General features: G+C 57.1%; 24 protein-coding genes and 2 tRNA genes. 12 read left to right on the top strand and 14 right to left on the bottom strand.

Annotated elements, in window-relative coordinates; translation table 11 throughout:
- Both BMY49_RS04125 and BMY49_RS04120 read left to right on the top strand, forming a co-directional pair.
- The coding region (locus BMY49_RS04125; RefSeq protein WP_143058110.1) for a transposase at positions 1–130 on the top strand (130 nt) is incomplete at its 5' end.
- A gap of 266 nt (positions 131–396) precedes the next feature.
- Positions 397–1,701, top strand: coding sequence for a M18 family aminopeptidase (locus tag BMY49_RS04120; protein WP_089674945.1), 1,305 nt, complete (start codon positions 397–399; stop codon positions 1,699–1,701).
- Positions 1,702–1,782: 81 nt separating this feature from the next.
- Here the strand turns inward: BMY49_RS04120 and BMY49_RS04115 are convergent.
- The 9 genes from BMY49_RS04115 to BMY49_RS04075 all read right to left on the bottom strand — a co-directional run bounded on the left by BMY49_RS04115 (position 1,783) and on the right by BMY49_RS04075 (position 9,165).
- Positions 1,783–1,859 (bottom strand) — tRNA-Met (locus BMY49_RS04115).
- Positions 1,860–1,923: 64 nt separating this feature from the next.
- Positions 1,924–3,015 carry a redox-regulated ATPase YchF gene (ychF, locus tag BMY49_RS04110; protein ID WP_089674942.1) on the bottom strand — a complete coding sequence of 364 codons (1,092 nt, stop codon included), beginning with the start codon at positions 3,013–3,015 and terminating at the stop codon, positions 1,924–1,926.
- A gap of 105 nt (positions 3,016–3,120) precedes the next feature.
- The gene (pth, locus tag BMY49_RS04105) at positions 3,121–3,702 is read right to left on the bottom strand and encodes an aminoacyl-tRNA hydrolase (protein ID WP_044628229.1); all 582 of its coding nucleotides are present in this window, start codon (positions 3,700–3,702) and stop codon (positions 3,121–3,123) included.
- 191 nt (positions 3,703–3,893) lie between these two features.
- On the bottom strand, positions 3,894–4,529 hold the full coding sequence (locus BMY49_RS04100; RefSeq protein ID WP_044628228.1) for a 50S ribosomal protein L25/general stress protein Ctc: 636 nt from the start codon (positions 4,527–4,529) through the stop codon (positions 3,894–3,896).
- Between the two features lie 96 nt (positions 4,530–4,625).
- Positions 4,626–5,567: a ribose-phosphate pyrophosphokinase gene (locus tag BMY49_RS04095; protein WP_172416021.1), complete on the bottom strand. Its 942-nt coding sequence runs from the start codon at positions 5,565–5,567 to the stop codon at positions 4,626–4,628.
- Positions 5,568–5,626: 59 nt separating this feature from the next.
- Positions 5,627–5,701: transfer RNA gene (locus BMY49_RS04090), tRNA-Gln, on the bottom strand.
- A 30-nt stretch (positions 5,702–5,731) separates the two neighbouring features.
- Positions 5,732–6,592: a 4-(cytidine 5'-diphospho)-2-C-methyl-D-erythritol kinase gene (ispE, locus tag BMY49_RS04085; RefSeq protein ID WP_062359159.1), complete on the bottom strand. Its 861-nt coding sequence runs from the start codon at positions 6,590–6,592 to the stop codon at positions 5,732–5,734.
- 59 nt (positions 6,593–6,651) lie between these two features.
- Complete coding sequence (gene lolB, locus BMY49_RS04080) at positions 6,652–7,308, bottom strand: lipoprotein insertase outer membrane protein LolB (RefSeq protein ID WP_054640861.1); 657 nt, start codon at positions 7,306–7,308, stop codon at positions 6,652–6,654.
- A gap of 63 nt (positions 7,309–7,371) precedes the next feature.
- The gene (locus BMY49_RS04075) at positions 7,372–9,165 is read right to left on the bottom strand and encodes a tetratricopeptide repeat protein (RefSeq protein WP_058577616.1); all 1,794 of its coding nucleotides are present in this window, start codon (positions 9,163–9,165) and stop codon (positions 7,372–7,374) included.
- A gap of 228 nt (positions 9,166–9,393) precedes the next feature.
- On the opposite strand from BMY49_RS04075, the gene hemA reads away from it, so the two are divergent.
- Genes hemA through BMY49_RS04050 form a run of 5 tightly spaced genes read left to right on the top strand, consistent with a single transcriptional unit; the run spans position 9,394 to position 13,943 of the window.
- Complete coding sequence (hemA, locus tag BMY49_RS04070; protein ID WP_089674940.1) at positions 9,394–10,704, top strand: glutamyl-tRNA reductase; 1,311 nt, start codon at positions 9,394–9,396, stop codon at positions 10,702–10,704.
- Positions 10,701–11,789, top strand: a complete 1,089-nt coding sequence (gene prfA, locus BMY49_RS04065; protein ID WP_044628223.1) for a peptide chain release factor 1 — start codon at positions 10,701–10,703, stop codon at positions 11,787–11,789. Before hemA ends, prfA begins: the two co-directional genes overlap by 4 nt.
- The gene (gene prmC, locus BMY49_RS04060) at positions 11,789–12,652 is read left to right on the top strand and encodes a peptide chain release factor N(5)-glutamine methyltransferase (protein ID WP_089674938.1); all 864 of its coding nucleotides are present in this window, start codon (positions 11,789–11,791) and stop codon (positions 12,650–12,652) included. The genes prfA and prmC overlap by 1 nt, the downstream gene beginning before the upstream one ends.
- 30 nt (positions 12,653–12,682) lie before the next feature.
- Complete coding sequence (locus BMY49_RS04055; protein WP_089674936.1) at positions 12,683–13,183, top strand: Lrp/AsnC ligand binding domain-containing protein; 501 nt, start codon at positions 12,683–12,685, stop codon at positions 13,181–13,183.
- 4 nt (positions 13,184–13,187) lie between these two features.
- Complete coding sequence (locus BMY49_RS04050; protein WP_089674934.1) at positions 13,188–13,943, top strand: HesA/MoeB/ThiF family protein; 756 nt, start codon at positions 13,188–13,190, stop codon at positions 13,941–13,943.
- 104 nt (positions 13,944–14,047) lie between these two features.
- Here the strand turns inward: BMY49_RS04050 and ahpF are convergent, their stop codons facing one another.
- Positions 14,048–15,604: an alkyl hydroperoxide reductase subunit F gene (ahpF, locus tag BMY49_RS04045; protein ID WP_062359154.1), complete on the bottom strand. Its 1,557-nt coding sequence runs from the start codon at positions 15,602–15,604 to the stop codon at positions 14,048–14,050.
- 215 nt (positions 15,605–15,819) lie between these two features.
- On the bottom strand, positions 15,820–16,383 hold the full coding sequence (ahpC, locus tag BMY49_RS04040; RefSeq protein ID WP_044628218.1) for an alkyl hydroperoxide reductase subunit C: 564 nt from the start codon (positions 16,381–16,383) through the stop codon (positions 15,820–15,822).
- A 357-nt stretch (positions 16,384–16,740) separates the two neighbouring features.
- Between ahpC and BMY49_RS04035 the strand changes: the two genes are divergently transcribed.
- The 4 genes from BMY49_RS04035 (at position 16,741) to BMY49_RS04020 (ending at position 20,903) form a co-directional block, all read left to right on the top strand.
- On the top strand, positions 16,741–17,844 hold the full coding sequence (locus BMY49_RS04035; protein WP_054640865.1) for a polyamine ABC transporter substrate-binding protein: 1,104 nt from the start codon (positions 16,741–16,743) through the stop codon (positions 17,842–17,844).
- 95 nt (positions 17,845–17,939) lie between these two features.
- Positions 17,940–19,121 (top strand): ABC transporter ATP-binding protein, encoded by a 1,182-nt coding sequence (locus tag BMY49_RS04030; RefSeq protein ID WP_044628216.1) that lies wholly within the window; start codon positions 17,940–17,942, stop codon positions 19,119–19,121.
- A 31-nt stretch (positions 19,122–19,152) separates the two neighbouring features.
- Positions 19,153–20,064, top strand: a complete 912-nt coding sequence (locus tag BMY49_RS04025) for an ABC transporter permease subunit (RefSeq protein WP_062359153.1) — start codon at positions 19,153–19,155, stop codon at positions 20,062–20,064.
- On the top strand, positions 20,061–20,903 hold the full coding sequence (locus tag BMY49_RS04020) for an ABC transporter permease subunit (RefSeq protein WP_089674932.1): 843 nt from the start codon (positions 20,061–20,063) through the stop codon (positions 20,901–20,903). The genes BMY49_RS04025 and BMY49_RS04020 overlap by 4 nt, the downstream gene beginning before the upstream one ends.
- 16 nt (positions 20,904–20,919) lie before the next feature.
- On the opposite strand, the gene BMY49_RS04015 is transcribed toward BMY49_RS04020, so the two are convergent.
- Positions 20,920–21,129, bottom strand: coding sequence for a CPXCG motif-containing cysteine-rich protein (locus BMY49_RS04015; protein WP_054644977.1), 210 nt, complete (start codon positions 21,127–21,129; stop codon positions 20,920–20,922).
- A gap of 153 nt (positions 21,130–21,282) precedes the next feature.
- Here BMY49_RS04015 and BMY49_RS04010 point away from each other — a divergent pair, with 153 nt between their 5' ends.
- Entirely contained in the window at positions 21,283–21,696 is a 414-nt protein-coding gene (locus BMY49_RS04010) for a DUF3617 domain-containing protein (RefSeq protein WP_228168693.1), read from the top strand.
- 68 nt (positions 21,697–21,764) lie between these two features.
- Here the strand turns inward: BMY49_RS04010 and BMY49_RS04005 are convergent, their stop codons facing one another.
- Both BMY49_RS04005 and BMY49_RS04000 read right to left on the bottom strand, forming a co-directional pair.
- Positions 21,765–24,905 carry an efflux RND transporter permease subunit gene (locus BMY49_RS04005; RefSeq protein ID WP_089674930.1) on the bottom strand — a complete coding sequence of 1,047 codons (3,141 nt, stop codon included), beginning with the start codon at positions 24,903–24,905 and terminating at the stop codon, positions 21,765–21,767.
- Entirely contained in the window at positions 24,905–25,972 is a 1,068-nt protein-coding gene (locus BMY49_RS04000; protein ID WP_054640866.1) for an efflux RND transporter periplasmic adaptor subunit, read from the bottom strand. Before BMY49_RS04000 ends, BMY49_RS04005 begins: the two co-directional genes overlap by 1 nt.
- Between the last annotated feature and the right edge of the window lie 182 nt (positions 25,973–26,154).

Genomic DNA, 26,154 nt, shown 5'->3' with positions numbered 1-26,154 from the left:
CGGGATCATCAAACACGTGATGGGGTTCCGGCAGTTCTCGCTACGCGGACTGGATAAGGTCAGCGGCGAGTGGCGATTGGCCACCATGGCGTGGAATATCAAGCGGATGCACCGGTTGACGGCGGGCTGAGGGCTCGCCGCGCCCAACCGGCCAGCAGGCAAGGCGTCAGAACCGCCTTGCAGAAGCTGAGGGGCAGGTTAAGAGCCACACAACAGCACCAACACCAACACCAACACAGGGGGGGGTGAAGAACCCACGCCTCAGCTCATCCATTAACCTCAAGTCCGACAGACTGCTAGACCCGCAGTCAGCCTATGAGTTGCGTAGGCCGAGGGGAGCATTGTAGCAGGTCATTTCCCCTGTGAGACCCAATCATTACTGTTATGAGGAATTCCATGTCCGAGGCTTTCAACGCGGAACGTTTAACGCGGCTGTGCGATTTTTTGCAGCAGTCGCCCACGCCGTGGCATGCCACCCAGAGCATGGCTGAGCGTTTGGAGCAGGCGGGCTTTACGCGCCTGGAAGAGACCGCGAACTGGCAGTTGGTGCCGGGAAAGCGCTACTACGTGACGCGTAACGATTCGTCGGTGATCGCTTTTCAGCTGCCCGCTGGTAAGTTAACCAGCCTGCGCATGCTGGGTGCTCATACCGATAGCCCAGGGCTACGCTTGAAGCCCAACGCCACCCAATATTCAGCAGGTTGGCTGCAGTTGGGCGTGCAGGTTTACGGCGGCGTGCTGTTGGCCCCCTGGTTTGACCGCGATTTGGGCTTGGCGGGCCGCGTTCACGTGCGCCATGCCGATGGTCGCTTGGAGAGCGTGCTGCTCAACGTGGCGCGTCCGATTGCGATGATTCCGAGCTTGGCGATCCATATGGACCGCGATGTAAATGCGGGGCGCTCGATCAATCCGCAAACACAGATGGTGCCGGTGCTGATGCAGAGCGATACCGCCAAGCTGCACGAACTGCTGGGGCAGTGGTTGGAAGAGCAGCATGGCCTACGCGCGGTCGAGGTGGTGGATTTCGAGTTGGGTTTTTACGACGTTCAGCCGCCATCACTGGTCGGGCTGCGCAAGGAGCTGCTGGCCAGTGCGCGGCTGGATAACCTGCTGTCGTGCTTCGTGGGCCTGGAAGCGCTGCTGGAAAGCGATGGTAGCCAGGGCGCACTGCTGGTGGCGAATGACCATGAGGAGGTGGGCAGTGCCAGCGCGTGCGGTGCCCAGGGGCCGTTCTTGAGCGACGTGCTGAAACGCTTGAATGCCCAGGTGGGCGGTGGCAGCGAGGAGTCGTTGATCCAGCTGATTCAATCGTCGCTGATGATCTCCTGTGATAACGCCCACGCGCTGCACCCGAACTTCCGTGATAAGCACGATGAGCGCCATGGCCCGGCCATTAACGGCGGCCCGGTGATCAAGGTGAACGCCAGCCAGCGCTACGCCACCAATAGCGTCACCGGCGCGCTGTTCCGGGACGTGTGTCGCGAAGCAGATGTGCCCGTACAGTCGTTCGTCACACGGGCGGATATGGGCTGTGGCAGCACCATAGGGCCGATTACCGCCACGGAAGTGGGCGTGCCGACCATCGACGTCGGGTTGCCCCAGTGGGCGATGCACTCGATTCGTGAAACGTCCGGTACGCGAGATGTGGATTACCTGACGCGGGCGCTGACGGTGTTCCTGAACCGCCCGACGCTCTCCTGAGCTAACCAAGAAAAGTCTAGAAACGAAAAAGCCCGCTGACTGAGTCAGCGGGCTTTTGCTATTGCTAGCGGTATTCGGTGTTGGTGGCTACGCCCTGATTTGAACAGGGGACCCCATCATTATGAGTGATGTGCTCTAACCAGCTGAGCTACGTAGCCGTTCAACGGGTGCGAATATTACCCAGAGGTATGCCGCCCGTCAAGCATTTGTTTCTTTTCTCGCTTATACATTGAAGCGGAAGTGGATCACGTCACCATCTTTGACGATGTAGTCTTTACCTTCCAAGCGCCATTTGCCGTTATCTTTGGCACCTTGCTCGCCGCCCAGCGTGATGTAGTCGTCATAGGCGATGACTTCAGCGCGGATAAAGCCTTTTTGGAAATCGGTGTGAATCACACCGGCTGCTTCTGGAGCGCTGGCGCCTTGTCTTACTGTCCAGGCGCGTACTTCTTTCACGCCAGCGGTGAAGTAGGTTTGCAGGCCAAGCAGGGCGTAGCCCGCGCGAATTACGCGGTCTAAGCCCGGCTCTTCCATGCCCATTTCGGAGAGGAACATGCTGCGCTCTTCATCTTCGAGTTCGGCAATTTCGGCTTCTAACTGGTTGCACACCGGTACGACGACTGCACCTTCTTCGGCGGCGATCTCTTTGACGATATCCAGGTAGGGGTTGTTCTCAAAGCCATCTTCATTGACGTTAGCAATGTACATAGTGGGCTTGAGGGTCAAAAAGCCAAAGCTTTTTACCTGACGTTTTTCGTCGTCATCCAGGCCAAAGCTGCGCAGCGGCTGGCCTTCGGCAAGATGCGGCAGGATTTTGTCCAGCACGGCTTTGGTGGCAATGGCGTCTTTATCACCTCCTTTTACCGAGCGCAGTAGGCGCTGGCTGGCTTTCTCGACGGTGTCTAGGTCGGCCAAGGCGAGCTCAAGATTGATGGTCTCGATGTCGGCGCGGGGATCTACTTGGTTGGCGACGTGGATCACGTTGTCGTTATCGAAGCAGCGCACCACGTGGGCAATGGCTTGGGTTTCACGAATGTTGGCCAGGAACTTATTGCCCAGGCCTTCACCTTTGGAGGCACCCGCCACGAGGCCTGCGATATCCACAAACTCCATGGTGGTGGGCAGCACTTTCTCAGGCTTTACGATGGCCGCTAGCGCATCCAGGCGTGGGTCTGGCATCGGGACGATGCCAACGTTGGGTTCGATGGTGCAGAACGGGAAGTTCTCTGCATCAATCCCTGACTTCGTCAACGCATTGAACAGCGTGGATTTGCCTACGTTGGGTAGGCCGACAATACCGCAGTTAAAGCCCATAAGTAACTTCCTGGCCGCTAGGGCGGCGCTACCAATAAAGCGCCTGCCAAGTGTGAAAAAAAGCGCGTGCGTAACGCGTAGAGAATATGTGCTGAAAACGTGCTGCTATTTTACGCTATGTAGGCGGTTCATGGCTTTAGCCCAGTCGCCGGAAAGCACAAGCGGAAGCGTGGCTAGGCACTCATCCAACGAGCGCTCAATGGCTTCTTGTTCGGCTTTGCCAGGGCGGCCTAGTACATAGTTCACTACTTGGCGCGCCTCGCCGGGATGGCCGATGCCAATCCGCAGCCGATGAAACTGGTTTTGGTTGCCAAGGGCGCTGATAATATCCCGCAGCCCGTTGTGGCCGCCGTGCCCGCCGCCGGTTTTATAGCGTGACTGCCCAGGGGGGAGGTCAAGCTCATCGTGAGCGACCAGTAGGTTGTCTGGGGTAAGCTTAAAAAACTGGGTTAGCGCTGCCACAGCCGCACCGCTGCGGTTCATAAAGGTGGTGGGGTTGAGCAGGTGCAGCTCATGGTCACCCACGCGGGCTTTGGCGTATAACCCTAAAAACTTTTTCTCAGGACGCAGTTCGGTGTGGGCGCTGCGTGCAATGGCGTCCACTAGCCAAAAGCCCGCATTATGGCGGGTGGCGTCGTATTCTGCGCCTGGGTTGCCCAGTCCTATAATGGCCGTTACCTGGCTCATTTTCCCACCTCCAACGGTTCTGGAAGATATATCAGTTGACTCACTGGCAGCTGCTTTGCAGATAAGCAGGGTAGCGCCACGCTGCAAAAAAAAATCAAGCGCCGAAGCGCTTGATTTTAACATCCTTGGGCCATGCGGGCATGGCCCAGGCGGCACTGGTCAGCATACGCTGGCAGCACCTTTAGCAAGGCTTACTCGGCGCTGGCTTCTGCGTCGCCTTCGCCTTCTTCTTCGTCACCGCCACGTACTTTCACTTTGGTGATGCTCAGAATGGCGTTGTCGTGCTCTTCACCGTGGGACAGGTCAACAGAAGTGACGCCAGCCGGCAGGGTCAGGTCAGACAGGTGCAGGGTAGTACCCAGCTCAACGTTGCTGATGTCCACTTCCAGGAAGTCCGGAAGGTCTTTCGGCAAGCAGCTGATGGCGACTTCGTTAGCCAGGACGTGCAGTTCGCCGCCTTGGTCTTTGATACCTACACACTTCTCTTCGTTCACCACGTGCAGCGGCACGTTCATGGTGATTTCGTGAGTAGCATCAACACGCAGGAAGTCAGCGTGGGTCAGCAGTGGCTTGAACGGGTGACGCTGCAGGTCACGAACAACCACTTGCTCTTCTTTACCGTCGATCACCAGTTTGATGACAGAGGAGAAGAAGGCCTCGTCTTCAATCGCTTTGTAGAACGCAGTTTTTTCTACAGAGATAGACTGAGCACCTTTCTCACCGCCGTATACAACGGCCGGTACTTGTTGGTTCGCACGACGCAGGCGGCGGCTCGCACCTTTCCCCAGGTCGTTACGAACGCTGGCTTGCAGGATAAAATCAGACATGGAATTTGCCTCTTGGTTTAAGTAAGGAAACGCCGCCGTCCGCGACCAGACGACGACGTTTCCAGGGCCCCAGTTGGGGGCTTATAACGTCAGGCGTTAGTGGAACATCGCGCTGACGGATTCTTCGTTGCTGACGCGGCGAATCGCTTCCGCAATCAAGCCAGCAACGCTCAACTGGCGAATCTTTCCGCTACGACGCGCATGGTCGGCGAGCGGAATGGTGTCGGTCACGACAACCTCGTCCAGTACAGAGTTGGTGATGTTGTCGACCGCAGGGCCGGACAAAATCGGATGCGTAGCATACGCGACGACGCGCGCAGCGCCGTGGTCTTTCAGCGCTTCACCGGCTTTACACAGTGTGCCAGCGGTATCAATCATGTCATCGACGACCACACAAGTGCGGCCTTCGATTTCACCGATAATGTGCATCACCTGGGCTTGGTTGGCCTGGGGGCGACGCTTGTCAATGATAGCCAAATCAGCATTCAGCTGTTTGGCGATGGCACGGGCACGCACAACGCCGCCAACATCGGGGGAAACAACCACGAGATCGTCGTAGTTTTGACGCTCGATGTCGTCCAGCAGGATCGGTGAGCCGTACACGTTATCAACCGGTACGTCGAAGAAACCTTGAATTTGGTCGGCGTGCAGGTCCATGGTCATTACGCGATCAACGCCTGCTTTCACCATCATATCCGCCACAACTTTTGCTGAGATGGGAACGCGGGCGGAGCGTACACGACGGTCCTGGCGGGCATAACCAAAGTAGGGAACCACTGCCGTAATACGGGCAGCCGAGGCGCGACGCAGAGCGTCGACCATCAGGATCAGTTCCATCAGGTTGTCGTTCGTCGGGGCACAGGTGGATTGCAGGATGAAGACATCCTTACCACGCACGTTCTCATTGATCTCGACCGCGATTTCGCCGTCGCTAAATTGACCCACCGTGGCGTTACCCATACGGCTGTCTAAGCTCTCGGCAATCTTTTGAGCGAGTTCGGGATTGGCGTTCCCGGTGAAAACCATCAATTTTGACACGCGCAGCCACCTTTGCAGTGTTGGGGATCAGGGGAGAAAACGCAGATCAACATTAGAATTGGCTGGGGTACCAGGATTCGAACCTGGGAATGCCGATACCAAAAACCGGTGCCTTACCACTTGGCGATACCCCAGCAATAACCTAATGCGATGACCGGGCGCTTTCAGCAGCCCAGAGCATCTTGTAGGGGAGAGGTGTTAAGTCCGCGCGCGACCCATGCTTGCCAGCGCTGATTAGCCAGTTCAGCCACCGTTTGCGCAGCCTCTTGTGACTCAAAAGCTGCAAACAAACAGGCGCCAGTGCCCGTCAGCCGACTAGGTGCGTGCTGCGCGAGCCAGTCAAGTGCTTCCGCGATACGCGGGTAGCGTTTTTTGACGGTAGCTTCGCAGTCATTACGCCACTCGGCCACTCCCCCCTGCAGTGCGCGCGCCATAGTAATGGGGAGGCTGTCGCGTGTCAATTCCGGGTCTTGGAAGATTGCGGGGGTTGAGACGCTAATGCCTGGGTGGATGACCACAAACCACGGGGTGTCGAGGGTCGCGGGTGTTAATTTCTCGCCCACGCCTTCGGCCCAGGCGCTTTTGCCTAAAACGAAGACGGGTACATCGGCACCTAGCGCTAAGCCCAGCTCTGCTAGGGTGGCATCGCTGAGCCCAAGCTGCCAGAGCTGATTGAGTCCTTTAAGTACGGTTGCCGCGTTGGAGCTGCCGCCACCCAGGCCACCGCCCATGGGCAGGTGCTTCTCAATTGATATAGAAGCACCAAGGTGGGTGCCGCTGGCCTGCTGCAACCGCTTTGCTGCACGCACAATAAGGTTGTCATCGTGCGCTACGCCATCCATCGATGTGGTCAGTTCGATAACGCCGTCTTGGCGCAGGTTGAAGCTTAGATAATCGCAGAGGTCGATAATCTGAAACAGCGTCTGCAGTTCGTGGTAGCCGTCTTGACGGCGGCCCACAATATGCAGCATGCGGTTTAACTTGGCTGGGGCGGGTAGAGTGAGTGGGCGGGGTGTTGCGGGCATGCCGGTTCTCTATTGGCTAAACGTATGAAAGAGGGCCGGCGCTTGCCAGCCCGAGCGCTCTATTCGGAGGCCTGCCACTGATTAACTACCAGGGTAATGCGTACATCGCCGTAGTTCATGACCAAGCGGCGCGGTAGCCACATACCTTCAGCCTGCTCCCAGTCACGGTAGTCAATTTCCCAGCCGTCTTGTTGAAGGTGGCTCGGGAAGCCGAGTTCGTCAGTTTCGAGCTGGTAGCTGGCGTGGTCGCCGGGCAGGCCGCGCACCCAGTCAGGCATGGCGCGCACTGGCAACGACCAGCCAAGCTGCTCTTCCATTAAGGCTTCCGGGGTTTCTGCTTCAAAACGGCCTTCACTGGTGGTCAGTGAGAAGCGACCCTCGCGGCCTTCCAGTACGCTGCGACCACCGCCAAAGGGGCCGCTAATCAGCATGCGGAAGTAGTAGGGGGTTTGGTTCCAGTCCAGGTTGGCGCTGGTGTTCTCTTCTGGAGTGCGTAGGCCCGCTTTGCCGACCAGGGTCCAGCTCTCGAACGCTTCCACATCTGCCTGTTGGCGCTCCCACTGGCCGGCTTGGCGGCCGCCTTCATCCGTCGGCGCTTGGCTGGCACACCCGGTAAGGGCAGCCACCGCCAGGGCGGCCACCCATAGGCGGGAAGAACGATAGAGTGATGCGGAAGGGGTGCTCACTGGCGCGCTGTTCAAAAAAGAAGTCAACATAACTGGCTCCATGTCAGTGCTGTCTATTAAGGGTAAAAACTAGCAACGGTAAAGAAGTAAGCCTTAGGGCGCGCTGGGTGGCGTAAGTTCAGGGTAACGCTCAAGTAAATCATCAATGTGAGGATGGTAAGTGGTTCGTTGCAGAATGCGTGCAATCAGCAGGCGCGCTTCGTCACTGCGTCCTAGTGAATGAAGCACCTCGGCTAAGTGCGCGGCAATTTCTTGGTCGGGCATCTGCGCGTAGGCGCTTTCTAGCCATGCCAGCGCATCGTCGGGTTTGCCGAGGCGGAAATACACCCAGCCCATGCTGTCTAATACCGCCGGGTTATCTGGGTCCGCTTCGTAGGCACGCTCAATAAGCTCACGAGCTTCTTCTAGTCTTCCGGGTAAGTTAAGGTCAGCGAGCGTGTAACCTAGGGCATTTAGCGCGTCAGCATTGTTGGGCTCGGTGCGTAAGATTTGCCGTAAGTCCCGCTCCATGCCTGTTAAGTCGCCCATCTCCCAGGCGCGCATGGCGCGAAGGTACAGCAGGCTAGTGTCATCTGGGGTGCGGGTAATTTCCCGATCCAGCAGGGCGGTGGCATCTTCTTGAAGCGACAACTCGTCCAGCAGTTGCACTTCTAACCTTACTAGGTCACCGAAATAGGCGTCGTGGCGCATGCGCTCAATGCGTAGAAAAGCGCGGGCGTCGAGTAAACGATCATCCTCAATGAGCATGCGAGCCGCCGCCGACCTGGCGGCTAAAAATTCATCACCTTCATACACTTGGCGGTAGTAGAGGAGGGCGTTGTCGACCTCTCCTTGGGATTGGGCAATAGCACCTAATAAGAAGTAGGCAATGTTGGGTATGTTCTCTTGACTAATGAGCGGCTGCAGCAGCCGGTAGGCAGGCTCGCTGTGCCCTTCTTCTAAATAGAGCTGCGCCAAGGCAATGCGTAAATCCTGGTTGCCACCGTGGCTCTCTAATAGAGCATTGGTTTGCACTTCGGCGGCGGTAATGTTGTTGAGGCGTATTTCTGCTTGGGCCAGCATTAAGATAAAGCGCACGTCGTCAGGCGCTAGGCTAAGGCCTTGCTGGGCTGCCTGCTGTGCGCCGCGGTGGTCGCCAGTTTCCAGAGCAAGGCGTGCTTTAGCTAGCCACAGGGCGGCTGACTCTGGCTCTTGCTGTTCTACTTCATCTAAATAGCGCTGGGCGGTTTGCGTTTCTCCCAGGGCAGCTTCGATCAGGGCGGTACCCAGCAGCACATCGCTGTGAAACTCGCGCTGGGAAACCTCCGGCTGTGAAAGATAGCTGCGTAGCTGCTGTGCTAACAGGTTAAGCGGTGCCTCTTCGGCGACGGCGATTTCAGCGAAGGGGGCAATTTCACCATTGCCGCCTGATTCAGCAATGGCTAGCCGCTGCTCTAGGCTATCCAGCCAGTCGCCCCGTTGGAGTGATAGTGAGGCAAGCAGGCGGTTGGGTGTTTCTGCCCGAGGGTCTAATTCACGCCAGCGCAGCGCGGCGGCTTCCATTAGTGCGGCATCATTACCAAAGCGTGCGGCGAACGTGGCCCGTTCGGCCAGCCCTGGTGACGTGTAGCGCTGGGCGGCCTCAAGATATCCCTGGCCCGCATAGCGGTAATCGCCGCGTTGTCCGGCCAGCTCTGCGGTTAGCAGGGTACGTAACCCAGCGGCATCCAGCCCGCTGGTAATAGGCGGTGCCGTCACCATTGGGTCTTCAACATGAGCGTTGGTTTCACCGTCAAAAAGAGAGGGTGACAGCTGGCAGCCGCTCAGTATCAGCGTGGCGGCCAAGGGCAAAAGTGGAAAACCCGAAAACGAACAGGGAATACCCAGTAGTGTTGCGCGATGGGGCATGCGTATCTCGATCAAGTGGCCGAGTGTTCAGCATAGCGGCTTGGTTGCCTGCGGCAAAGTGGTGTGCGCCAGAAGATGCTCGGCTGTGATAGAATGTCCCACCTTGAAAAAGAGCCGAGTCAGCGCAATTCACTTGATGAGCTGCTCTCTTAGACTTGTATTAACAAGCCAAGAAACCATGACCGACAGTGAAGTGACGACCGATCCACTAGCGAAGACGCATAACCCATGACGCTTCTTGCCCTGGGAATCAATCATCGTACTGCCACCGTGGCTGTGCGTGAGCAGGTGGCCTTTACGCCGGCGCAGCTGGAAAGCGCGTTGGCTGAACTGCGTAGCCTGCCACACATTAGCGAAGCGGCGGTGCTTTCGACGTGTAATCGCACGGAACTCTACTGTGTGACGGATGCCGCCGGTGAGCAGATTGTGCTGGACTGGCTGGGTCGTTTTCATAATTTACGCGTTGAAGAGCTCGCCCGCTGCGCCTACCACTACCACGACAACGACGCTGCTCGTCATTTGATGCGCGTGGCCGTGGGGTTGGACTCCATGGTGTTGGGTGAGCCGCAAATACTGGGCCAGTTAAAAGATGCTTATCAGCAAGCGCGTCAGGCCAAGGGCCTGGGTGGCGAGCTGGAGCGTCTTTTTCAGCACACCTTCGCCGTGGCTAAGCAGGTACGCACCGAAACCGGCATCGGTAAAAATCCGGTGTCCGTTGCCTATGCTGCCGTCAGCATGGCCAGCCGCATTTTCGATGATTTCAGCCGCGCCAACGCGTTACTGATTGGCGCAGGTGAGACCATCGAGCTAGTGGCGCGCCATCTTCATGAAGCTGGTGTCCGTCAGCTCACCGTGGCGAATCGTACCCGGGAGCGGGCCGAGCAGGTTTCATCGTCGCTGGGCGGTACGGCGATTACGCTGCCGGAGATTCCTGATGCCTTAGAGCATGCCGATATTGTTATCTCCTCTACCGCATCTCCGCTGCCTATATTGGGCAAAGGGATGGTCGAGCGGGCGCTGAAGAAGCGTCGCCATCGTCCCGTGTTTATGGTCGATATCGCCGTACCCCGGGATATCGAGCCAGAAGTGGGTGAGCTGGCGGATGTGTTCCTGTATACCGTCGATGACCTGGAAGAGGTGATCGAAGAGAATCGTCGCCATCGCCAAGTGGCAGCCGACCAGGCCGAGTCGCTCATTGAGCACGGCGTGGGTAGCTGGCAGCATGAGCGGCGTATTCGTAATGGCGGTGAGGTAATTCGCGACTATCGCCGCCACGGTGAGGCGCTGCGCGATCAGGCGCGGGATCAGGCGCTTGAGCGTTTGGCAAAAGGCGAAGACCCGGCCAAAGTGGTTGAGCGCCTAGCGCATCAGCTGGCCAGCCGCCTAATGCATCAGCCAACGCTCACCATTCGCGAAGCGGCCTCTCAGGAAAACCACGATTTGCTTAGCGCCGCACCGCGCCTGTTGCTGCCACCGAAGCCCGCCTTTGAGCAGCCTGCGCCCCCGGCAAAACGCCAGAAGGATGATACGCCCGCATGAAAGAGACTTTGCGCCAACGTTTAGACAGCTTCTCCGACCGGTTTGAAGAGCTGGCCATGCTGCTGTCAGATCCTGAGGTGATCAACGACCAGCAGCGCTTCCGCGACTACTCTCGCGAGTACTCGGAGCTGGAAGAGCTGGTCGCCGCTTGGAAGCGCTACCTTGAGGTGGAAAACAGCATTGCCGAAGCCGAGCAGCTAAGCCGCGACAGTGACCCGGAGATGCGCGAGCTGGCGGAGATGGAAATTCTCGACGGCCGCGAGCAGTTGGAAGCGCTCGACGTTGAGCTCAAGCGCCTGCTGATTCCGAAAGACCCGGACGACGGTCGCGGTGTCTTTTTGGAAGTGCGCGCGGGCACGGGTGGTGATGAAGCGGCCATCTTTGCGGGTGATCTCTTCCGCATGTACTCCCGCTATGCGGAAAAGCGCGGCTGGCGCGTAGAAATTGTTAGCGCTAGCCACGGCGAGCAGGGCGGTTATAAAGAAGTCATTTCCCGCGTGAAGGGCGACGGCGTCTATGCCCGCCTCAAGTTCGAGTCTGGCGCTCATCGGGTGCAGCGCGTACCGGCGACCGAATCCCAGGGCCGAATCCACACCTCCGCTTGTACCGTTGCGGTGATGCCTGAAGTGGATGAGGTGGGGGATATTGATATTAACCCTGCGGATTTGCGGGTTGATACCTACCGTTCAAGCGGTGCCGGTGGTCAGCACGTTAACACCACAGATTCCGCGATCCGTATTACCCACCTGCCTACCGGCGTGGTGGTGGAGTGTCAGGAAGAGCGTAGCCAGCATAAGAACCGCGCCAAAGCGATGTCGCTGCTGGCCGCCAAGCTCAAGCGTAACGCGGTGGATTCCCAGCGCCAGGAGCAGGCCGATGCCCGCCGCTCGTTGGTAGGCTCTGGTGACCGCAGTGAGCGTATCCGCACTTACAACTTCCCTCAGGGGCGCATTACCGATCACCGCATTAACCTCACGCTATATAAGCTGACCGAAGTGGTGAGCGGCGAGCAGTTGGACGACGTGATCGAGCCGCTGATTCACGAGTACCAAGCGGAACAGCTCTCGGCGCTGCAGGACGCTTAATGACATTCGACGCCCTTCTGAAGAGCGCCGCCCAGCGGCTGCAGCTGGCAGGTTCGCCATCGCCTCGAATAGATGCCGAGGTGCTGATGGAGTTCGCTACTGGCCGCAGCCGCACATGGCTCTATACCTGGGGCGATAGCGAATGCCCGACTTGGGAGCATGCCCGCTTTGACGCGCTAATTGCCGCCCGCGCCCAGGGCCAGCCGGTGGCCTATTTAACCGGAGAGCGTGAGTTTTGGGGGCTGCCGTTGGCTACCTCGTCTACCACGCTGATTCCCCGTCCCGATACCGAAACTCTAGTAGAGACCGCGCTAGCGCGTGCAGGCACGCCAACCGGCAGGCTGCTTGACCTGGGTACGGGCACCGGGGCTATCGCGCTGGCCTTTGCCAGTGAAAAGCCGGATTGGCAGGTGGTCGGGGTGGATGTTCGCCCAGAGGCGGTGGCGCTGGCGGCTGACAATGCCCGTACACTTAATATCACTAACGCCACGTTTCTGGTCAGCGATTGGTTCAGCGCTTTCACGCTTTCTTCTCCTAGTGCGTCTTCACCTGGTTCAACATTTGAGATCATTGTCAGTAATCCGCCCTATATTGCCGCCGATGACCCGCATTTGGGCCAAGGCGATGTGCGCTTTGAGCCACGCTCGGCGCTGGTGGCCGAGGCCGACGGTATGGCGGATCTGCTGCACTTGATTACCACCGCGCAGGCATTTCTCTCGCCCGGCGGCTGGCTGGCGCTGGAGCACGGCTATCAGCAGGCTCCCAGTGTGCGCCAAGCGCTAAAGCTGGCGGGCTATCAAAGCGTTGAAAGCGTGCAAGACATGGGCGGCCATGAACGGGTTACCCTGGGGCACCTCGAATAACTGCCTGATTCATCAGTATTGGATCCTGCCATGAAACCAAAAAATAGAACGCTGGACCGTATCGACCTCAAGATCCTTCGCTGTTTGCAGGAAAATGCGCGTATTTCCTACGTGGATCTCGCCGCAGAAGTTGGGTTATCCACAACCCCTTGTCTGGAGCGGGTCAAGCGCCTGGAGCGTGCCGGTATCATTCGTGGCTACCAGGCCATTCTGGACCCTCGCGCCCTGAAGGCGAACCTGCTGGTGTTCGTCGAGATCAGCCTGGAGACCCAGTCGCCTGCGGTATTCGATGAATTTCGGCGCGCGGTGGAGAAGCTGCCGCAGATTCAGGAGTGCCACCTGGTGTCCGGGCAGTTCGACTACATCCTGAAATGCCGCATCCCGGAAATGGCCGCTTATCGCCAACTATTGGGGGATGTGGTCTTAACCCTGCCAGGGGTGAAAGAGTCGAAAAGCTACGTAGTGATGGAGGAGGTGAAGGAGAGCTTCAGCCTGCACATCCCCGACTTTGAGGAATTTGAGGATAAGTAACGCGATGATGGACGATCAGGCGCTGCTGCGCTATAGCCGCCAAATCATGCTGCCTGAGGTGGACATTGAAGGGCAGGAACGCTTGCACGCTGCCCATGCGCTGATTATCGGTGCCGGCGGGCTTGGCTCGCCGGTAGCGCTCTATTTGGCGGCGGCGGGTGTAGGCACCATCACTATCGCTGATGCCGACCATGTGGAGCTTTCCAACCTGCAGCGCCAAATTGCCCATCAGCAGGCCAGCCTGGGGGTGAACAAAGCGCGCTCCGCGAAGGAGAGCATGCAGGCGCTTAACCCAGAGTGCCACGTTGTGGCCCTTGAGCAGCATGTAGAAGGCGAAGCGCTCACCGCCCTGGTGGCCTCGGCTGATGTAGTGCTGGACTGCACCGACCGTTTTTCCAGCCGCTATGCCATCAATGCGGCTTCTCAGCAGGCAGGTGTGCCGCTGATTTCCGGCGCGGCGATTCGTTTTTCGGGCCAGTTGGCAGTGTTTGACCCGCGTGATGACGCGTGCCCCTGCTACGCCTGTTTATACCCGCCAGGGGATAGTGAGGATGAGGCACTGAGCTGTGCAGAGAGCGGTGTCATGGCCCCGCTAGTGGGGCTAATTGGCTGCTTCCAGGCGGTAGAGGCATTTAAGCTGCTAAGCGGTGCAGGGAGTGCGCATCAGGGGTTATCTACGTTTGATGGCTTAAGCGGCCAGTGGCGCCATTTTCAAGTGCCTAGAGATCCGGCTTGCCCGGTGTGTAGCGCCCGCGCATAAAAAAAAGCCCGCAGGGAGGCGGGCGCGACGTCACGGTCTTCACGTCAAAGGGAACGAACTCAGTAGGGCGGCGCTGCCGCCCTATCAGCCAGTCATCTAGCAGATTAGTTACGAATCAGATAATCGAAGGCACCCAGTGACGCTTTGGCACCTTCACCCATCGCAATAATGATCTGCTTGTAGGGCACTGTGGTAACATCGCCAGCGGCGAACACACCGGGCACCGAGGTCATACCGTGGGCATCGACGATGATCTCGCCACGGGGTGACATTTCAATTGGCGAGCCTTTCAGCCACTCGGTGTTAGGCACCAGGCCAATCTGTACAAAGATGCCTTCCAACGCGATGCTCTTCACTTCATCGGTGTTGCGGTCTTTGTAAGTCAGGCCGTTAACGCGGCTGCCGTCGCCTGTCACTTCGGTGGTTTGGGCATTTAGCACGATGTCGACGTTAGGCAGGCTCTTCAGCTTCTTCTGCAGTACCGCGTCGGCGCGCATTTCACCCATAAACTCAACCAGCGTTACGTGGCCGACGATGCCAGCCAAGTCGATAGCGGCTTCAACGCCGGAGTTACCGCCACCAATCACCGCGACACGCTTGCCTTTGAACAGCGGGCCGTCGCAGTGGGGGCAGTAGGCAACACCTTTGTTGCGGTACTCTTGCTCGCCGGGCACGTTCATTTCACGCCAGCGGGCACCGGTGGCCAGTACCAGAGTTTTGCTCTTCAGCTTCGCGCCAGACTCAAACGTGACCTCATGCAGGCCGCCTTCGGCTTCTGCTGCTTTGAACGACGTAGCACGTTGCAGATTCATCACGTCGACTTCGTACTCTTTAACGTGCTCTTCAAGTGCGCTGACCAGCTTGGGGCCTTCGGTGTGGGTAACAGAGATAAAGTTCTCAATACCCATGGTGTCGGATACCTGGCCACCAAAGCGCTCGGCGGCAACACCGGTGTTAATGCCTTTACGTGCGGAGTAGATGGCTGCCGCTGCACCTGCTGGGCCGCCGCCAATCACCAGCGTATCGAAGGCAGCTTTTTCACTCAGCTTCTTGGCTTCACGCTCGGCAGCGCCAGTGTCCACTTTGGCCAGAATCTGCTCAAGGGTCATGCGGCCCTGGTCAAACGGCTTGCCGTTTAAGTAGATGCTGGGCACGGACATGATTTCGCGCGATTCGACTTCATCCTGGAACAGCGCACCGTCGATAGCGACATGACGCACGTTCGGGTTGAAGATCGCCATCAGGTTCAGCGCCTGAACTACATCCGGGCAGTTCTGGCAGGAGAGCGAGTAGTAGGTCTCAAACAGCATCTCGCCGTCGAGATCCTTGATTTGATCTAACAGCTCTTGAGAGGTCTTTGGTGGGTGACCACCGACTTGCAGCAGTGCCAGTACCAGCGAGGTGAACTCGTGGCCCATGGGGATGCCTGCAAACACCACACCGGTCTCTTCGCCGGGGCGGTTAATCGCAAACGACGGGGTACGGCTATCTTGCCCGTCGGTATGCAGGGTAATTTTATCGGTGAGGCTGCTGATATCTTCCAACAGGCCCAGTAATTCGCGTGACTTGGCACCGTCATCGAGGGACGCAACGATCTCGAACGGTTGAGTCACTTTTTCCAGGTAAGCTTTCAACTGATTTTTTAAATTGGCGTCCAGCATGACAGTGGCTTCCTCGCAGTCAGCAGTAAGTTGTTCTCAACCTAAAACGCCCGCTGCCGGATCAGTAGGGCAGTCGGTAAAAGCGCTAGGGAAAACAGGGGGTGCGGTTACACGGGTGCTTAAACGAAACACCCGGGCCAAGTGCCCGGGTGTTGCGCTGCCTGTAGGGATTCAACTTAATGTGATTCGAACCCTAAGCGGCAGCGGTAGGCAATTTAGATTTTGCCTACGAGGTCCAGAGACGGAGCAAGTGTCTCTTCGCCTTCTTTCCATTTAGCCGGGCATACTTCGTTCGGGTTTGCACGAACGTACTGAGCAGCTTTCACTTTACGCAGCAGCTCTTCAGCGTTACGGCCGATATTGCCAGCGTTGATTTCGACAATCTGGATTTTACCATCCGGGTCAACGACGAAAGTACCGCGCTCGGCCAGACCGGCTTCTTCGATCAGCACTTCGAAGTTGCGAGAAATTTGCAGGGTCGGGTCAGCAATCATCGGGTACTGCAGCTTGCCGATGGTTTCAGAGCTGTCGTGCCATGCTTTGTGAGTAAAGTGGGTGTCGGTAGATACGCTGTAAATTTCAACGCCCAGCTTCTTGAAGGCTTCGTAGTTGTCAGCCAGGTCGCCCAGCTCAGTCGGGCAAACGAAGGTGAAGTCGGCCGGGTAGAAGAAGAAAATGGACCACTGACCTTTCAGGTCCGCTTCAGTGACATCGATAAATTCGCCGTTCAGGTAAGCTGTGGCTTTAAACGGTTTTACTTCAGTGTTAATCAAAGACATTCAGAACGTCTCCATAATAGGTGAGTGGCAGTAGAAAAAGTTGCTGCTCATGGTAGCGGACTGCGACCAATAGCTAAAATTGGAAAACTGAATCTTTCCAATAGGTGTTGGCTATGAAACTTTTTGCTACCTTTCGCGCAGGTGGAAAGTGGGGGCATAGGGAGCTGAATACAAGAATTTTTCGGTGGCTCTTGCGGTAGATGGCACTGCACCGCAAAATTCGCACGGTTGCGATAATCGCCTAAGCTGTTTTCAGCTGGCGCTAGTTGCATCGGTGGCTAACCAGCCAGCCAGCGACAGCCGGTTGCAGTACATGGCTTTTGGGTGATGTAGACTTTCGAGATAAGGAGCAGGTAAGTGGGGAACATTAAAAAACTTTCAGGGGCCGTTACGGCCATCTCTTTTGCCGTAGCGGCCGCTGCTGCCCACGCTGATGAAGTGCGGGTATATAACTGGTCAGACTATATTGCTCCGGAAACGCTGGAGAAGTTTACCGAGCGCACCGGTATAGAAGTGACCTACGACGTTTACGATAGTAACGAAATTCTTGATGCGGCCCTGCTCTCCGGCCGTTCCGGCTACGATGTGGTCGTGCCTTCGACCTACTACTTCACCCGCCAGTTGAAAGCAGGCGTTTTTCAGCCGCTTAACCATGAGCTGCTGCCCAATTTGGATAACCTTAACCCAGAGCTGATGGCTAATCTGGAAACCATCGATCAGGGTAGCGAATACTCGGTTCCTTATATGTGGGGCACCAACGGCATTGGCTATAACGTTGAGCGCGTCACCGAAATTTTGGGTGACGACGCACCGTTAAATAGCTGGGCGCTACTGTTTGACCCGGAAATTACCACTCAGCTGAGTGAAGCAGGCTGTGGCCTTGCGATGCTCGATTCTGGCGATGAAATGCTGTCGCCCGCGATGGTCTATCTTGGCCTTGATCCGCTCAATGAAAGCGTTGAGGACATTGAGGCTGCCGGTGAGCTAATCTCCAAAGTGCGCGATAACATTACCTACTTCCACTCTTCGCGCTATGTGTCTGACCTTGCCAACGGTGATATCTGCGTGGCGGCAGGCTACTCTGGTGATATCTTCCAGGCTGCCGCGCGTGCGGAAGAAGCGGGCCGTGATTTCACCATTGGCTACAGCATCCCGAAAGAGGGCGCTGCGCTGTGGTTTGATATGATGGCGATTCCGGCAGATGCTCCGAATCCCGAAAACGCCCACGCGTTTATTAATTTTATCCTCGACCCTGAAATTGCTGCTGAGATCAGCGAGTACGTGCGCTATGCCAACCCCAACCTGGCGGCGAACGAGTACCTCTCAGATGAGCTGATTAACGATCCGGCCGTCTACCCGGAAACCGAGGTCATGCAGAACCTGTATGTCCAGGTAGAAAAACCCCAGGATATCCTGCGTGCCCGTACGCGCACCTGGAACCGCGTTAAGTCTGGCCGTTAATTCTAATCATCGCCTGACGGCGAGCCGGGTAGCTGCTCGGCTCGCTGTTTGTCTTTTATCGCCCGGTTAACCGGGCCTTTTGATGGGAGTGGCGAATGGTCACTACGCCCCTGTCGAACGATTCTTCATCCTCTTCGTCTGCCATTCCCCCGCCTGTGCGCTCTCAGGGGAAAGCACCTCGATTTGCCGAGGATATCGTTTTAGAGGTTAAGCGCTTGAGCAAGCGGTTTGATGATGCGCTTGCCGTCGATGATGTGAATTTGCAGGTAAAGCGCGGCGAGATTTTTGCCCTGCTAGGTGGGTCTGGCTCGGGTAAATCTACCCTACTGCGCATGCTTGCCGGTTTTGAGGCGCCCAGCGAAGGGCGCATTTTGCTGAGTGGCGAAAACATCACTGAGATGCCGCCACACAAGCGGCCCATCAATATGATGTTCCAGTCCTATGCGCTATTTCCGCACATGACCGTGGCGCAGAATATTGCCTTTGGATTAAAGCAGGACAAGCTGCCTAAAGCTGAAATTGAAGCGCGGGTTGCCCAGATGCTCAAACTGGTGCATATGGAGCGCTTCGCTAAGCGTAAACCCCACCAGCTTTCTGGCGGTCAGCGCCAGCGGGTCGCCTTGGCGCGCTCGCTTGCCAAACGGCCCAAGCTGCTGCTGCTCGATGAGCCCATGGGCGCGCTGGATAAAAAGCTGCGCACCGAAATGCAGCTGGAAGTGGTCGAGATCATTGAGCAGGTGGGTGTGACCTGCATCATGGTGACCCACGACCAGGAAGAGGCCATGACCATGGCCGACCGTGTGGCGATCATGGCGGATGGCTGGATTGAGCAGGTTGGCTCGCCGGTGGATATTTATGAAAGCCCTGCCAGCCGGATGGTGGCCGAGTTCGTCGGTACAGTGAACTTGTTTGAGGGTGAGATCATTGAGGACGCCGCTGACCACTGCCGCATTGAGTCACCTGCGCTCTCACGGCCGATCTATATCGACCACGGCATTACCACCCAGGCAGTAGACCGCCGGGTGTGGGCGGCGCTGCGCCCTGAGAAAATCTGGCTAACCCGTGAGCAGCCGTCGTCAGAGTACAACTGGGAAGCGGGCAAGGTGGATGATATCGCCTACTTGGGCGGCTATTCACTTTACTACGTGCGCACTGCTTCCGGGCAGATGATTAAAGTGAGCATGGCCAACACCGAGCGGCGCGGCGACCGTCCAACCTGGGAGGATAGCGTGTACGTTTATTGGGAAAATCATAGCGCTATCGTGCTGAACCGCTAATGCCCAGGTGGCTGACAGGAGATTGCCCATTATGATGCCATCTCGCATTGCAGGCTTTATCAAGCGGTTGCATTTAGGCCGACGCGCCGTGATTGCGTTCCCGCTGGTGTGGCTGACGCTATTTTTCCTACTGCCCTTTGCGCTGGTGCTTAAGATCAGCCTTTCTGAATCGGCCATTGCCATTCCTCCCTACGGGCCGCTGGTAGAGTATGCCGATCAAACGCTGAACATCTTTTTGAACCTAGGCAACTATCTGTTTTTGTTGTCGGATTCGCTCTATGTCGCCGCGTACTGGGGGTCGATTAAAACCGCATTTGTGGCGACAGTGGTGTGTTTGCTGATTGGCTATCCGATGGCCTACGCCATGGCCCGTGCCCCAGGGCGCTTGCAGCTGATTCTACTGCTGTTGGTCATGCTACCGTCGTGGACCTCGTTTCTGATTCGGGTATACGCCTGGATGGGTATTCTTAGCAATAGTGGCCTAATCAATAACCTATTGATGGGGTTGGGGGTGATTGATTCACCGCTGCGGATGATGAATACCCAGTTTTCGGTAATTGTGGGCATTGTCTACGCCTACCTACCGTTTATGGTACTGCCGTTGTATGCCCACCTGACGCGTTTGGATAACTCGCTGCTGGAAGCGGCCTCGGATCTTGGGTCGCGTAAGCTCAATACCTTTTTAAAGGTGACGCTGCCGCTCTCGATGGGGGGCATTATCGCAGGCTCAATGCTGGTGTTTATTCCTGCGGTTGGGGAGTTTGTGATTCCTGAGCTACTGGGCGGCCCGGATACCTTGATGATTGGTAAGGTGCTGTGGGAAGAGTTCTTCCTTAACCGCGACTGGCCGGTCGCGTCAGCGCTCGCCATGGTCATGCTGCTGCTGTTGCTTGTCCCCATTGTGTGGTTTCACCGTTACCAGTCACGGGAGCTTGAAGAATGATGAGATCGCGTCGACGCCCAAGTTTTACCACCGTGATGCTGGTGTTGGGTTTGCTGTTTCTCTATCTGCCCATGGTCGTGCTGGTGGTTTATTCGTTCAACGAATCCCGCTTAGTGACGGTATGGGCCGGATTTTCCACCCAGTGGTACGGCGAGCTGTTCCGTGACCAGCAGATTCTCTCAGCGGTTTGGACCAGCCTGGAGATTGCTTTCTTTGCCGCCAGTATGGCGGTGTGCCTAGGCACGGTCGCTGCCTTCGTCATGACGCGCTACGGCCACTTTCGCGGCAAAACGGCGCTCTCCAGCATGGTGACCGCGCCGCTGGTGATGCCGGAAGTGATTACCGGCCTTTCGCTGCTACTGCTATTTGTGCAAATGGCGCAGCTGATCGGCTGGCCCGCCGACCGTGGCATGGCCACTATTTGGATTGCCCACACTACGTTCTGTAGCGCCTACGTGGCGGTGGTGGTGGCGGCTAGGTTGCGGGAAGTGGACCGCTCTATTGAAGAGGCGGCGATGGATTTAGGCTCTCCGCCGGTCAAAACCTTCTTCTTCGTCACGCTACCGGTCATTGCACCCGCCCTCGCTGCAGGCTGGCTGCTGGCCTTTACGCTGTCGTTGGATGACTTGGTGATTACCAGCTTTGTCTCTGGGCCGGGGGCCAATACGCTACCGATGGTGGTGTTTTCCTCGGTGCGGATGGGCGTGTCGCCGAAGATCAACGCGCTGGCGACGCTGATTATTCTGACCGTATCGTTGGCGACACTTCTGGCGTGGTACTTCATGCGCCGCAGCGAGGCCAAGCGCCAGTCAGTGATACAGCAAGGGGAGGGGGTTTAAGCTTTTTAATCCAACGCTACAGCACGTCGTCGTCACGTCCAGTGATGACGGCGTCTAGCTCTCCGGTCATTGGTGACACAATGACCTGTAGCTGGATGGGCGCGCAGCACTGATGGCAATCTTCCCAGGTGTCGTGGCTACCCTGAGAGGTATCGATCACAAAGGTGAGTGGCGTATCACAGTAAGGGCAGTGGAAATCATGATTAATTAGTGCGTCGTCGTGCATGGTTGTTGCCCTTTTCAGCGTTACACTCAATGTCATTGACAGCTTAGTGTAGCAGTGCTGTTTGCAAGCAGGCACCTGATCAACGAATCAGGTAGGATAATGACGAGTTTTCCCGAACCACCTAGCGAGATAAAAGCGATGATGAAACGGTACATGGCAGTTGCGGCCTTAGCGGCCTTCCCGATGGTTGCCCAGGCGGAAACACCTAATGTTACGCCCGGCGAGTGGGAGTTTGTCAGCGTGACTAGCGTCAGCGGCGATATGCAGATTCCCGATCAAACGGAAACCGAGCGTCAGTGCATTACCCAGGAAGAGCTAGAGGGTGCTGATTTTGGTTTTATTGAAGAGGAAGAGGGCTGCGAACTGCTCAACCAGGATATGAGTGCCGACGGCCTCTCCTACAGCATGGTATGCCGCGCTGAGGGTGGCGAAGCGACCATCGACGGCGAAATGCGCTTTATGGGCGAGCAAATTGAAGGCACTGTGGATATTCTGACTCAGTCTCCCATGGGTGAGCTGACTATGAACACCGTGATTGAAGGTGAGCGTATCGGCGATTGCGAATAAGTACAGCCGTTGTGACGTTTAAACACTAAGGGCGCCTCGTTGGCGCCCTTAGTGTTTTTGGGGATGCGTTATCGCTCTGGCGTATCAAGCGGCGTATGTTGAGCCGTAGGCGCGTTGGCGATCTCCTCTTCGAGCTGGCGCTTCACTGCTCCAGGCGAGCCAGAGTGGCGGGCCAGCAGGTCGTACGCCACGGGCACCACAAACAGTGTGAAGACGGTAGCGGCGCCGACACCGGCCATAATCACCGTGCCGATCACCAAGCGCGACTCCGCCCCTGGCCCGCTGGAGATAATCAGCGGAATAGCACCGGCCATGGTGGTCACGGCGGTCATCAAGATGGGGCGTAGGCGGGTCACCGAGGCCTCAATCAGCGCTGAGCGAAATGCCTGCCCTTCATCCCGCAACTGGTTAGCGAATTCGACAATGAGAATGCCGTTTTTGGCCGCCAAACCAATCAGCAGTACCAAGCCCACCTGGCTATATATATTCAGCGACTGACCGCTGAGCAGCAGTGCAAGCAGCGCTCCGCTCATGGCTAGCGGCACCGTGAGCATAATCACAAACGGGTGGATGAGGCTTTCGAACTGGGCGGCCAGTACCAGGAATACCACCACGGCACCCAGCACCAGCAGGAACATCGTCGCACCGCTCGCCTGCTGGAAATCCCGGGATGGTCCCGCCACGTTAGTTTGTACTTCTTCCGGCAGAATGGTATCGGCGGTGTCTTGCAGGTATGCCAGCGCTTCGCCCAGCGGGTAGCCATCGGCGAGGTTCGCTTCAATGGTAATGGCGCGCACGCGGTCAAAGCGGTTCAGCGTGCTGGCGCCGGCAAAATCAGACAGCGTGACCAGGCTTGCCAGCGGAATGAGCTCCCCTGTGCGTGCTGAGCGCACCTGAATGTTATCCAGCGCGCGCGGGCTGTTTTGGCGACTACGGTCGCCTTCCACAATCACATCGTACTCTTCGCCGTCGTCCACATAGCGGGTAACGTTACGGCCACCCAGCAGCACTTCCAGCGTGCGGCCAATCTCGGTCACGGTCACACCTAGCGAGGCGGCACGCTCGTAATCGATATCGACCCGCAGCTGCGGCTGGGTTTCGTCGTAGTTGCTCTCGATGGCCGTCAAACGTGGGTTGTTTTCCCGCACATGATTAATCAGCCGGTCACGCCAGCGGGCTAGGTCTTCGTAAGTGCCGCCGCCCAACACAAACTGCACCGGCTTCTGAGTGCGCTGACCAAAGCCCTGGCGCATCACCGGGAAGGCTTGGACGCCAGGGAGCGAGCTGAGCTGCTGGCGCACATCGGCCATAATCTCCCAGGCGCTGCGACGGCTGCCCCAGTCCGCCATATTGACGATGATAAAGCCGCTGTTGAAGTTTTCGATATTACCGAAGCCACGCGGGGCACGAACCACCACGCGCTCAAGCTCGCCGCTCTCTACAAAGGGGGTGAGCCGCGCTTCGATCTCATCCATGTAGTCCATCATGTAGTCGAACGTGGCTCCTTCCGGGCCGTTGACCAGCACGATAAAGTTACCGCGATCTTCTTGCGGAGTGTATTCATTGGGCAGCGCTGTGGCGAGCCACGCCGTTCCGGCAATGAGTAGGGCAAACAGGGCCACGACCAGCCATTTGGCCGTTAGTACGGCTTCTAAGGCTCGCTGGTAGCGGCGTTTGGTGCCGTCCAGCAGCCACTGCACGCCTTGCCCAATGCGGCTATCGTGCATGCCGGGTTTGAGGATTTTAGACGCCATCATGGGCGTTAGGGTCAATGCGAGCAGGGTAGAGACGACCACTGCTGCTGCCATGGTGAGGGCGAACTCCGAGAACAGCCGACCAATATCGCCTTGCAGCATGCTCAGTGGCACAAAGACGGCGACTAACACTAGGGTGGTGGCGATCACCGCAAAGGCGATTTGCCGCGTGCCGCGAAAGGCGGCGACTAGCGGCGTCTCGCCATAGTCGTGCATGCGTCGGTTGATATTTTCGAGCACCACAATGGCATCATCAACAATCAGCCCGATGGCCAGCACCAATGCGAGCAGCGTCAGCAAGTTGATGGAAAAATTCATGGCTGCCAGTGCTGTAAATGCGCCAATCACGGCAATAGGTACTGTAACGGCAGGCACAAGGGTAGTGCGAAGATTGCCCAGGAACAGAAAGATGACCACCACTACGAGTCCCATGGCGATAAAGAGAGTCATGACTACCTGTTCAATAGCACCGGAAACGAACACCGAGGCATCATAGTTCAGTGTGAGCGACATCCCCTCGGGCAGGGTGCCTTGTAGCCGCCCAAGCTCTTCTTGCACTGCCTCAGAAAGCTCAATCACGTTGGCGGTGGACTGCATGATCATCCCCAGCCCCACCATAGGCACGCCGTTGGCTCGGAAAACGGAGCGGTCTTCCACAGAGCCTACTTCCACCCGGGCGACATCCGATAAGCGCACTAGATAGCCGTTATTGCTTTGGGCAAGCGCTAAGCCTTGAAAGTCTTCAGCAGTGGCGAAACTGCGCGGCAAGCGGACAATAAACTGGCGGTCATCGGATTCGATAGAACCCGCAGGCAGCTCGACGTTTTCAGCACGTAGAGCGTCCTCCACATCGCCCACGGTGAGGCCACGGGCTGCTAATGCGTTACGGTCCAGCCATACACGCATGGCGTAATCCTGGCCGCCGCCCACGCGTACTCGGGCAACGCCCGGCTGTACTGAAAGGCTATCGACGAGAAAGCGGTTGGCGTAGTCGGTCAGCTCAGCAATCGAGTAGTCTGCCCCCGAGAGGCTTAGCCAAACAACAATCTCTTCGCTGCTGTCGGCTTTAGTGACTTCAGGATTGTCGGCGTCGTCCGGCAGGTTGCGCAGTGCGCCTGAAATGCGGTCGCGGATATCGTTCGCCGCAGCGTTGATATCCATAGTGATGGCGAACTCGATCTCGATCCGCGAGCGGCCATCCTCGCTTTGGGAGGTGATCAGCTCGATGCCCTCCACCCCGGCAATGCGGTCTTCTAATACTTGGGTAATGCGTGTTTCTACCACGCTGGCCGAGGCACCGGGGTAGCGGGTATCAATACTGACAATAGGCGGGTCAACCGTGGGGTACTCTTGCAGCGGCAAGCGGTTAAGGGCCAGCAAGCCAAAAGCAATAATCAGTGCGGCAATTACCATGGCCAGCACTGGCCGCTGAACGGAAATATCGGATAAACGCATTAGCGGTCAGCCTCCAGCAGCGAGCGAATGTCCGTGCTGTCGTCGGCAACGCCTAGCAGGCGAACTTCTTGACCCTCACGGGCTAGCTGCAGACCATGAATCACCACCAAATCGCCTTCGCTAATGCCTTCTAGTACTTCTACTTCCCCGCTGCGGCGCTCGCCGATAGCTACTTCTCGGCGCTCTAAGCGTGGCGCATTCTCCTGCTGTTGAATCACCATCACAAAGTGGCGGTTGCCGCTAGGCTGAATCGCGGCTTCAGGCAGCACTAACGCATCGCGTACGCGCTGCTGCACGATGACTTCCATCAGCATGCCAGGGCGCAGCTTTAAATCAGGATTGGCCAACTCGGCACGCACGCTAACGCTACGGGATACCGGGTCAATCCTTGTGCCAATGCTGGCAACGTCGCCGCGAAATACCTCGTCTGGGTACGCCGCTGTGGTGGCACTAAGACTTAACCCGGCGGATAGCCGCCCCAAAAATACCGCTGGTACGGTAAAATCGAGTTTCATTACATCTAGCTTATCTAGCGTCACCAACGCCATGCCGGGGGTGACGAGGGTGCCCACACTGACGTCACGAAATCCTACGCGGCCGCTAAACGGCGCGTGTATCCGGTAATTTTCCAGTCTAGCTTCCAGGGCTTGGGCATCGGCTTGTGCTTGGCGCAGCTGGGATTGAGTGTCTTCTACGTCTGCTCTAGCCGCTAAGTTGCGCTGCTGCAGCTGCGAAGCGCGGTCAGAAGCGTTTCGCCGCTCATCGGTAATGGCCTGGGCGGCTCTTAGTAGAGCTTGCTCTTCGGCGTCTTCCAAACGAACCAGTAAACGACCGCGCTCTACCTGCTCGCCATCATCGAAGTTAATCTCTGCAATGGTGTCGGTTACGGTGGCCGATAAGGTCACGCTTTCATCAGCACGTAAGGTGCCTAGTGCTTCCAGCGGGTCGGACCAGGTCTCTGTCTCAACGTAATAACCAATCACAGGCGGCTTTGATTGTGCGCTGGCAATAGAAGCCCATCCAAGGAGTAGCACGAGGCAGCAAAAGGAGCGTTTAAAAGCGATCATAAGTGTCTCAGTATTATTGAAATATTCCGCAATCGGCGATGATAGTAAGTCATTACCTGCAACATTGTTGGGGCGAATGTTGAGGCGAATAGGCAGTATCTTGTGCGCTTCTTGTACATGAGTTTTTAAAATGTACAGTAGTTTGGCGCTTCTTACCTGTTAAAATGCCCGCCTTTTCACTC

Source organism: Vreelandella aquamarina (genome assembly GCF_900110265.1).
Lineage (GTDB): Bacteria > Pseudomonadota > Gammaproteobacteria > Pseudomonadales > Halomonadaceae > Vreelandella > Vreelandella aquamarina.
Note: the sequence above shows the minus strand (reverse complement) of the source record. Positions and strands in the feature narration are given on the sequence as shown.

What these genes read in the sequence shown, in the direction of transcription:
- BMY49_RS04120 (WP_089674945.1), top strand. Translation starts at nt 397, where the DNA reads ATGTCCGAGGCTTTCAACGCGGAACGTTTAACGCGGCTGTGCGATTTT.
- ychF (WP_089674942.1), bottom strand. Translation starts at nt 3,015, where the DNA reads ATGGGCTTTAACTGCGGTATTGTCGGCCTACCCAACGTAGGCAAATCC.
- pth (WP_044628229.1), bottom strand. Translation starts at nt 3,702, where the DNA reads ATGAGCCAGGTAACGGCCATTATAGGACTGGGCAACCCAGGCGCAGAA.
- BMY49_RS04100 (WP_044628228.1), bottom strand. Translation starts at nt 4,529, where the DNA reads ATGTCTGATTTTATCCTGCAAGCCAGCGTTCGTAACGACCTGGGGAAA.
- ispE (WP_062359159.1), bottom strand. Translation starts at nt 6,592, where the DNA reads ATGCCCGCAACACCCCGCCCACTCACTCTACCCGCCCCAGCCAAGTTA.
- lolB (WP_054640861.1), bottom strand. Translation starts at nt 7,308, where the DNA reads ATGTTGACTTCTTTTTTGAACAGCGCGCCAGTGAGCACCCCTTCCGCA.
- BMY49_RS04075 (WP_058577616.1), bottom strand. Translation starts at nt 9,165, where the DNA reads ATGCCCCATCGCGCAACACTACTGGGTATTCCCTGTTCGTTTTCGGGT.
- hemA (WP_089674940.1), top strand. Translation starts at nt 9,394, where the DNA reads ATGACGCTTCTTGCCCTGGGAATCAATCATCGTACTGCCACCGTGGCT.
- prfA (WP_044628223.1), top strand. Translation starts at nt 10,701, where the DNA reads ATGAAAGAGACTTTGCGCCAACGTTTAGACAGCTTCTCCGACCGGTTT.
- prmC (WP_089674938.1), top strand. Translation starts at nt 11,789, where the DNA reads ATGACATTCGACGCCCTTCTGAAGAGCGCCGCCCAGCGGCTGCAGCTG.
- BMY49_RS04055 (WP_089674936.1), top strand. Translation starts at nt 12,683, where the DNA reads ATGAAACCAAAAAATAGAACGCTGGACCGTATCGACCTCAAGATCCTT.
- BMY49_RS04050 (WP_089674934.1), top strand. Translation starts at nt 13,188, where the DNA reads ATGATGGACGATCAGGCGCTGCTGCGCTATAGCCGCCAAATCATGCTG.
- ahpF (WP_062359154.1), bottom strand. Translation starts at nt 15,604, where the DNA reads ATGCTGGACGCCAATTTAAAAAATCAGTTGAAAGCTTACCTGGAAAAA.
- ahpC (WP_044628218.1), bottom strand. Translation starts at nt 16,383, where the DNA reads ATGTCTTTGATTAACACTGAAGTAAAACCGTTTAAAGCCACAGCTTAC.
- BMY49_RS04030 (WP_044628216.1), top strand. Translation starts at nt 17,940, where the DNA reads ATGGTCACTACGCCCCTGTCGAACGATTCTTCATCCTCTTCGTCTGCC.
- BMY49_RS04025 (WP_062359153.1), top strand. Translation starts at nt 19,153, where the DNA reads ATGATGCCATCTCGCATTGCAGGCTTTATCAAGCGGTTGCATTTAGGC.
- BMY49_RS04020 (WP_089674932.1), top strand. Translation starts at nt 20,061, where the DNA reads ATGATGAGATCGCGTCGACGCCCAAGTTTTACCACCGTGATGCTGGTG.
- BMY49_RS04015 (WP_054644977.1), bottom strand. Translation starts at nt 21,129, where the DNA reads ATGCACGACGACGCACTAATTAATCATGATTTCCACTGCCCTTACTGT.
- BMY49_RS04010 (WP_228168693.1), top strand. Translation starts at nt 21,283, where the DNA reads ATGGCAGTTGCGGCCTTAGCGGCCTTCCCGATGGTTGCCCAGGCGGAA.
- BMY49_RS04005 (WP_089674930.1), bottom strand. Translation starts at nt 24,905, where the DNA reads ATGCGTTTATCCGATATTTCCGTTCAGCGGCCAGTGCTGGCCATGGTA.
- BMY49_RS04000 (WP_054640866.1), bottom strand. Translation starts at nt 25,972, where the DNA reads ATGATCGCTTTTAAACGCTCCTTTTGCTGCCTCGTGCTACTCCTTGGA.